The organism is Aliikangiella maris, assembly GCF_040719265.1.
Lineage (GTDB): Bacteria > Pseudomonadota > Gammaproteobacteria > Enterobacterales > Kangiellaceae > Aliikangiella > Aliikangiella maris.
Window position 1 is genome coordinate 1 of record NZ_JBFDAH010000072.1, and the last position, 3,190, is coordinate 3,190.

General features: G+C 42.5%; 3 protein-coding genes. All 3 read left to right on the forward strand.

The genetic code is table 11. From position 1 onward, the window contains the following. The first annotated feature begins 10 nt into the window (after nucleotides 1-10). Nucleotides 11-394, forward strand: a complete 384-nt coding sequence (locus ABVT42_RS21840) for a hypothetical protein (RefSeq protein WP_465251090.1) — start codon at nucleotides 11-13, stop codon at nucleotides 392-394. Beyond that, nucleotides 375-2,765: a toprim domain-containing protein gene (locus ABVT42_RS21845; protein ID WP_367024453.1), complete on the forward strand. Its 2,391-nt coding sequence runs from the start codon at nucleotides 375-377 to the stop codon at nucleotides 2,763-2,765. The genes ABVT42_RS21840 and ABVT42_RS21845 overlap by 20 nt, the downstream gene beginning before the upstream one ends. 2 nt (nucleotides 2,766-2,767) lie before the next feature. Next, on the forward strand, nucleotides 2,768-3,190 hold a 423-nt coding region (locus ABVT42_RS21850), incomplete at its 3' end, for a phage integrase N-terminal SAM-like domain-containing protein (protein WP_367024455.1).

Genomic DNA, 3,190 nt, shown 5'->3' on the forward strand with positions numbered 1-3,190 from the left:
CTTAAAACAGGTGATTGATTTTTACCACGAAACACTCAAGCAAAGCCCCGAGGTATTACAGTATTTAGAAAGTCGTGGACTTAATAATGTTGAACTCATCAACACCTTTAAACTGGGCTTTGCCAATCGCACTTTAGGTTATCGCTTGCCGGAGAAAAATCGCAAGGCGGGTGCAGAAATTAGAGGGTGTTTACAAAGTGCGGGTATTTTAAGAAAAACAGGGCATGAGCATTTTAATGGTTGCCTGGTGGTTCCGGTCATTGGTGAGGCTGTGCAGGTGAAAGAAGTTTATGGCCGTAAAATACTGGGTAGTCGATTACGCAAGGGAACCGCGCAACACCTGTATTTACCGGGTGAACATCAAGGCGTGTGGAATGCTCAGTGNGCTGGATGAGTCAGCGCAGGTGAAAGAAGTTTACGGCCGTAAAATATTGGGTAGTAAATTGAGAAAAGGAACAGCACAACATTTATATTTACCTGGTGAACATCAAGGCGTATGGAATGCTCAAAGTCTACAAGTCAATGACGAGATTATCCTGTGTGAATCTCTGATTGATGCGATGACCTTCTGGGTGAATGGGTTAAGGAATGTGACGGCCAGTTATGGCACCAATGGTTTTACTGAGGAATTGTTAAACGCCTTTATCCAGCATGAAATTAAACGGGTGTTGATTGCTTATGATAGAGATGAGGCCGGAAACAATGCCGCCAACAAGCTAGCCGAGCAACTTAAAAAATATGACATTGATTGTTACCGCGTGTTGTTCCCTAAAAATATGGATGCCAATGAGTATGCCTTGCAAATGAATCCAGCCGATAAAGCGTTAGGGTTGGTGGTTAGAAAAGCGGAGCCGATGTTAGCAGCGAGTCAGCGAGTAGAAAGTAGCGAGTATCGAGAAAAAGCAAACAATAAAAAAGCACATCCTGAGCATAAAAAATCTTCTGATTTAGTGGCTGAACTGCCAGAGCCAATGATACCAGCAGAGCCAATTGCACAAGTTCAGCCGAAAGTAGTGAATGATGTTGACGCAAAAATTACTGAACGTGAAATTAAAATAGTGTTGGGTGATAGAGTTTATCGAGTCAGGGGGTTAAATAAAAATCAAACCTATGACCAATTAAAAGTGAATGTCATGGTGAACAGAGCTGAGGCTATCCACGTTGATACACTAGAGCTTTACAATGCTAAACAACGACAAACCTTTATTAAAATAGCGGCCAGTGAGTTGGGTGTTGAGTTCGATGTGATTAAAAAAGATTTAGGTAAGGTGTTGTTAAAACTGGAAGCGTTGCAAGATGAGCAGATTGACAATAATAACAAACCCATTAATGAAAAAGTTGAACTGGCCGAGGCTGAAAAAAATGAAGCGCTTGCCTTGCTGAAAGATAAAAACCTTATCACTCAAATCCTGGATGACTTTACCCAGTGCGGGATTGTGGGCGAGCAAACCAACTTACTCATGGGCTATTTAGCCGCTGTCTCTCGTAAACTGGATAAGCCACTGGCTATCATTATCCAATCCACTTCTGCTGCGGGTAAAAGCAGTTTAATGGATGCGGTGCTGGCAATGTTCCCACCGGAGGAGCGAGTCCAATACTCAGCTATGACAGGGCAAAGTCTGTTTTATATGGGTGAGACAAGACTTAAAAATAAAATCCTTGCCATCTGTGAAGAGGAGGGCGTTGAGCAAGCCAGCTACGCGTTAAAACTGTTGCAAAGTGATGGTGAAGTCACCATTGCCAGTACCGGAAAAAATAGTACGACAGGTAATCTGGAAACCCAGGAATATCATGTTGAAGGTCCAGTGATGCTGTTCCTGACCACAACGGCCATTGATATTGATGAGGAATTACTGAATCGTTGTTTAGTGCTCACGGTGAACGAGTCAGGAGAACAAACCGCCGCTATCCAGCAAAGCCAAAGAGCCAGTCAAACGCTGGATGGTTTACTGTTGAATGAAAATAAAAAACATCGGCTTAAGGTACATCAAAATGCCCAACGATTATTAAAGCCACTCAAAGTGGTGAATCCATTTGCGGAGCAACTAACCTTTAGAAGTGACCAGACAAGAACCCGTCGCGACCATATGAAGTATTTAACTTTAATCCAGTCCATAGCCTTTTTACATCAATACCAGCGAGAAATTAAAAAGATCCAACAAAATGATAAAGTGATTGAATATGTTGAGGTCACGATTGACGATATTAAAACAGCGAATCATTTAGCTCATGAAGTGTTGGGGCGAACGCTGGATGAGTTGCCACCGCAAACCAGAAAATTACTCAACTTGATTTACCAATATGTACAAACTCAAAGTCAAAAACAAGGTGTTGACCAAACTGATTTTAGATTTAGTCGCAAACAATTAAGAGAGCAATTTAATTGGGGAGATACCGCGTTAAAAGTTCACCTGGCCAGATTAGTTGATTTAGATTATTTAGTGGCTCATATCAATGGACACCGACAGAGGCATCATTACGAGCTGTTTTATGATGGCTCGGGACAACAGGGTCATGCCTTCCTTAATGGTTTAATCGATCCTGAAAAATTAATCTATGATGCTAACCAGTCAGGGCAAAACAATCAGCAGTCAGCCAGTGGTCAGGGGGTGGTCGGTAGGCAGTCAGGGTGCGGTCAGATTGAACCAATTAAGCCGCAGCCCAACAGCCATGAGGTCAATGAGGATTTATTTAACGAAGTCTCAGCAGAAGGCCATCTGGTCTTAAAAAAACATCCACATCGTAACGTTATTGAGGCATCGTAACCATGCCGAGAAAAGGAGTGACCTTAACCAAAAAAAGCTACGGTGATTTAAGTGATACCAATGGTTTAGCCGCCTATCGTGAGCGTTATCTGGAATGGATGGGCATTAGAAATTACTCAGACAAAAGCCGAGAGTCCCGTGAGCTTTACATCAATTACTTTATAAAATGGTGTGAAGAGCGAGGCTTAACCCAACCCGCAGAAATCACCAAACAAATCATCGAGCGTTACCAAAGATATCTTTACCACTACCGCAAAGACAATGGTGAGCCGTTATCGTTTCAATCACAACACTCAAGACTAGGCGCACTGAGAGCCTTCTTTAAATATTTAAGCAAACACAATTACACGCTGTATAATCCTGCGGCTGATATCGAGCTGCCCAAGTTAGAAAAACGATTACCGAAACACGTCCTCACCATCGAA